This is a genomic window from Luteitalea sp. (genome assembly GCF_044337415.1).
In the GTDB taxonomy this organism is placed as follows: domain Bacteria; phylum Acidobacteriota; class Vicinamibacteria; order Vicinamibacterales; family Vicinamibacteraceae; genus Luteitalea.
The window spans coordinates 1-4,610 of record NZ_JBIINP010000271.1 but is presented as its reverse complement, the minus strand read 5'-3'; the positions used below and the strand labels follow the sequence as shown (position 1 = coordinate 4,610).

The following is a 4,610-nucleotide window of genomic DNA, read 5'->3' as shown; positions in this document are numbered from 1 at the left end:
CTCCTTCACGCCATGTCCATGACCAGACTTCGCTCCCTCGCGGCCGTCGCCGCCGCGGCGCTCGTGCTCGCGCTGACCGTCCCTGCGCACACCCAGTACCGCTTCCGCCCGATCGCCGAGGCGCCCGATCACGCGGCCGTGGGGCTGAAGCTGCGCGAGCTCGGCACGATCGGGTCGCTGATGATGACCACGGCGCATCCCGACGACGAGAACAACGCGATGCTCGCGCGCTACAAGTTCGAGCGCGGGATGCGTACCACGCTGGTCACCGCCACACGCGGCAACGGCGGGCAGAACGAGATCGGTCCCGAGATCTTCGAGTCGCTGGCCGTGTTGCGCACCGAGGAACTGCTGGCGGCGCACCGTGTCGATGGCGCCGAGCAGTACTTCGCGCGCGCCGTCGACTTCGGCTTCTCGTTCAGCCGCGACGAGACCTTCCAGCGGTGGCACCGCGACAAGATCCTCGAGGACTACGTCTACTGGATTCGCACCATCAGGCCCGACGTGATCGTCGGCTTCCTGTGGGACCACACGCAGGGCGGCGGGCAGCACCACCAGGCCTCGTCCAACATCACCGCCGAGGCGTTCCGCGCGGCGGCCGACCCGGCGAAGTTCCCCGAGCAGATCACCAGGGGGCTGCGCCCGTGGCAGGCGTCGAAGTTCTACTACACGGGCGGGTTCGGCCAGAGCGTGGCCAACGTGCCGGCCGAGACCATCTGCCGCGTCGACGGCCACGTGTTCGACCCGCTGCTCGGCCGGACCTACAACGAGATCGGCAGCGAAGCGCGCAGCATGCACATGTGCCAGGGCATGCCGCAGCTCGTGAGCCTGCCGGCCGCACAGCCGCGCGCCTACGTGCTCGAGGACAGCGTGCTCACCACGCCGAAGGCCGAGCAGAACAAGGAGCTGTTTGCCGGCATCGACACCAGCCTGCGCTCCCTCGCCCGCTTCGGCCGCGGCGGCTCGCCGGCCCTCGGCCTCGCCATCGAGTCGCTGGAGGGGCAGGTGCGCAACGCGCAGACCGCCTTCGAGACCAAGGGCGTCGCTGGCGCCCGCGCGGCGCTGCCGCAGGTGCTGGTCACCATCCGCGCCCTGCGCGCGCAGATCGGCAACATGCACCCCGACGAGGGCGCGCGCTACGAGGTCGACTTCCGTCTCGCGCAGAAGGAGAAGCAGGCCGAGGAGGCGCTGCGCCTCGCCTCTGGCCTCAAGGTCGATCTGCTGGCCGACGACGGCCTCGTGGTGGGCGGCCAGGCCACCAAGCTCACGCTGCGCGCGTTTGCCGGGGCGGGCGACGGCGTCGCCGTGAAGAACGTCGAGTTCACCGGCTTCGACGGCAGCGCGGCGTGCGCGGCGGCCCCCATCGAGGGCCTGAAGCCGTTCGCGTGCGACGTCACGCTCAACGTCCCGGCGAAGGCGAAGCTGACGACGGCCTACTGGAAGCGCCTGCCCGACCGCGACTACTACGACTTCGACCCTGAGGCGCCGTTCGGCCTGCCCTTCGAGCCGACGCCGTTCACCGCCAAGGTCACCTTCACCATCGGCGGCCAGGACCAGGTGGTGACCTACCCGGTGCAGTTCCGGCACGAAGGCAACGTGTTCAGCGGCGAGAAGCGGCAGGAACTGCTCGTGGTGCCGGCGCTGGCCGTCACGCTCGGCGCCGACGTCGTCGCGTTCCCGGGCGGCGGGCAGACGCGCGCCCTCGACATCACGGTGATCAACCACGGCAAGAAGGCAGGCTCGGCGGCGGTGACGCTGAAGCTGCCCGCGGGCTGGACCGCCGCGCCGGCCAGCGAGACGGTGACGTTCGCCCGCGAGGACGAGGCGCGGCAGGTGCGGTTCGCGGTCACGCCGCCCGCCGGCGCCAAGCCTGGTCGCTACGACGTGACCGCCGTGGCCTCGCGCGACGGCGAGTCGTTCTCGCAGGGCTACGAGGCCATCGAGTACCCGCACATCCGTCGCCGCCACCTCGTGAGCGATGCGGCAGGCAGCCTCAAGGTGCTCGACCTCAAGCCGGTGACCGGCGTGACCGTCGGCTACATCATGGGGGTGGGCGACCAGGTGCCGCCGGCCCTCGAGCAGCTGGGAGCGACCGTGGAGTTCCTCACGCCGGCGCAGCTGGCCTCGGCCGACCTCTCGAAGTACTCCGTGGTGATGACGGGCGTGCGCGCCTACGAGCGGCGCACCGACCTGCGGGCCTACAACCAGCGCCTGCTCGATTACGCCGCCAAGGGCGGGACGGTCATCGTCCAGTACAACAAGTTCGAGTTCAACGACGCGCAGTACGGCCCCTATCCGGGCACCGTCGGCCGTCCCTCGGCGCAGGCCGGCCCGTTCGGCCGCTTCAACGCCGACCGCGTGACCGACGAAAACGCCCCGGTGAAGGTGCTGGTGCCGACGCACCCGGTGTTCACGACGCCGAACCGGATCGGCGAGGACGCCTGGAAGGGATGGGTGCAGGAGCGCGGGTTGTACTTCTTCGGCACCGAGGCGGCCGACAAGCAGTACGTCGATCTCGTGGAGATGGCCGACCCGTTCCCGAACAACCCGGGCCCCAAGCGTGGCGCGCTGGTCGAGGCCAAGGTGGGGCAGGGGCGCTGGATCTACGTGGGCCTGAACCTGTGGCGGCAGCTCCCGGCGGGCACGGACGGGGCGTATGCCCTCACGGCGAACCTCCTGTCGCTCGGGAAGGCGTCGCCCGCCCGCTGACCCGCGCCGACAGGACGCCGGCCGACCGACACATTCGGTGCCGGCGCCGACAGGAACGTAAGGCCGTCGCGGGGCGTTCGCCCTTCGGCGGCCTTCCGCTTTATTGCAGATCTGTGGCAGCATCAGATGTCCCTGAGCTGCGGCGGTTGGCCCTCAACTGGAATGGGCCTTGCTGTGGTGGGACACACGCACATGGCCAGACGCGACGACCGGATCGAGCACCTGCTGCGACGCGCAGGTTTCGGAGGCAGCCCTGACGAGGTCGCCGAGCTGGCGACCATCGGCTACCAGGCCGCGGTGGACCTGCTGGTGTTCTACGAGCAGGCGCCAGACGACGTGGACGCGCGCATCGGCGTGCCCGGGCACGTCGGGGTGACCACGCGCGGGCAGTTCGCGCCCGACACCTCGATCACCGACGCGCGCCAGCGGTGGCTGTTCCGCATGGTCCACTCGCGGCGGCCGCTGCAGGAGAAGATGGCGCTCTTCTGGCACCATCACTTCGCCACGGCGTACCAGAAGATCGCCGACACCTACGGCGGCATGGTGGCCACGCGCATGATGGCCGCCTCGCCCGAGTACAACGGCCCGAAGAACAGCCCCGTCGGCCAGATCGACCTGTTCCGCCAGAACGCGCTCGGCAACTTCTACGACATGCTCGTGATGATGGCCCGCGACCCGGCGATGCTGGTGTGGCTCGACGGGCGCCTGAACGTGCGCGGCACGCCGCAGGAGAACTTCGCGCGCGAGGTGATGGAGCTGTTCACGATGGGCATCCGCGCCTCGGATAGCTCGCCGAACAACTACACCGAAGACGACGTGAAGGCGGCCGCCCGGGTGTTCACGGGCTGGAACCTCACCGTCGGCGCGCGCGGCACCAACAACGTCAACGACGCCACGCTGGCGTACTCCTACACGTACCGGTCGACGCAGCACGACACGGGCAACAAGACCTTCTCGTTCGAGATCTACCCGGGCGGCGGACGGACCATCACGGCCAATGGCGAGCAGGAGGGGCTGGACTTCCTCCTGGCGTGCTGCCGCCACCCGCAGACCGGGCCGCGGCTCGCGCGCAAGCTGTACGGGTACTTCGTGAGCGAGCTGCAGCCGGCGCCGCAGTCGTTCGTCGACCGCGTGTCGGGCACCTACTACGCCACCAACTTCGACATGCGCCGCGTGGTGCTCTCGGTGCTGCTGTCGCCGGAGTTCTCCGATCCGTCGGCCTACTACGCGCGCTACGCGTGGCCGGTGGAGCTGGTGGTGAAGGCCATCAAGGAGACCGGGTGGTCCGGGTTCTCGGTGGACAGCGCCCTCGCGCCGTTGCTGTCGATGGGGCAGTCGCTGTTCGAGCCGCCCGACGTCAACGGGTGGGAGACGGGCGCGGGCTGGTTCTCGACCGGCGCGATGCTCGCGCGCATGAACTTCGCGGCCACGCTCACGCAGAACCAGCGCTTCAACCTGCGCGACGCAGCCCGGCCGGCCAAGGCATCGCCGCAATCGGTCCTGGAGTACACGCTGGACCGGCTGTCGCCGATGCCCTTCGACACGCCGCCGTACAACGAGTTGCTCGGCTACCTGCGGGCCGGCACCAACTGGACGGGGTCGGACACCGAACTGCTGGCCAAGGTGCCCGGCGTGACGCACCTCGTGCTCGCTTCACCGGAGTACCAGTTCGTGTAGGGCAAGGGGCTCGGGGCTGGGGGCTGGTCTTTCGGCCTTCCGCCTTTTCCCTTCCACTTCGGCATTCTCGGCATCGCAGCATCGCGGCATTCTCCCAAATGGCTCCAAACCGTCGAACGTTCATCAAGGGTGGCGTCGCCGCCTTCACCGTCAGCTTCGCGGCGCCGGCCTTCCTGTCCGACATCGCGCGGGCGCAGGGCGCGCGGTCGCGGAACCTCGTCGTG

Annotated in this window: 2 protein-coding genes; both read left to right on the top strand. The window is 69.7% G+C overall.

The window, feature by feature from the left end; genetic code table 11:
- Positions 1-18: 18 nt before the first annotated feature.
- The gene (locus ACIRDX_RS20680) at positions 19-2,709 is read left to right on the top strand and encodes a PIG-L family deacetylase (protein WP_396627329.1); all 2,691 of its coding nucleotides are present in this window, start codon (positions 19-21) and stop codon (positions 2,707-2,709) included.
- A gap of 192 nt (positions 2,710-2,901) precedes the next feature.
- Positions 2,902-4,386, top strand: a complete 1,485-nt coding sequence (locus ACIRDX_RS20675; RefSeq protein WP_396627328.1) for a DUF1800 family protein — start codon at positions 2,902-2,904, stop codon at positions 4,384-4,386.
- Positions 4,387-4,610 lie beyond the last annotated feature (224 nt).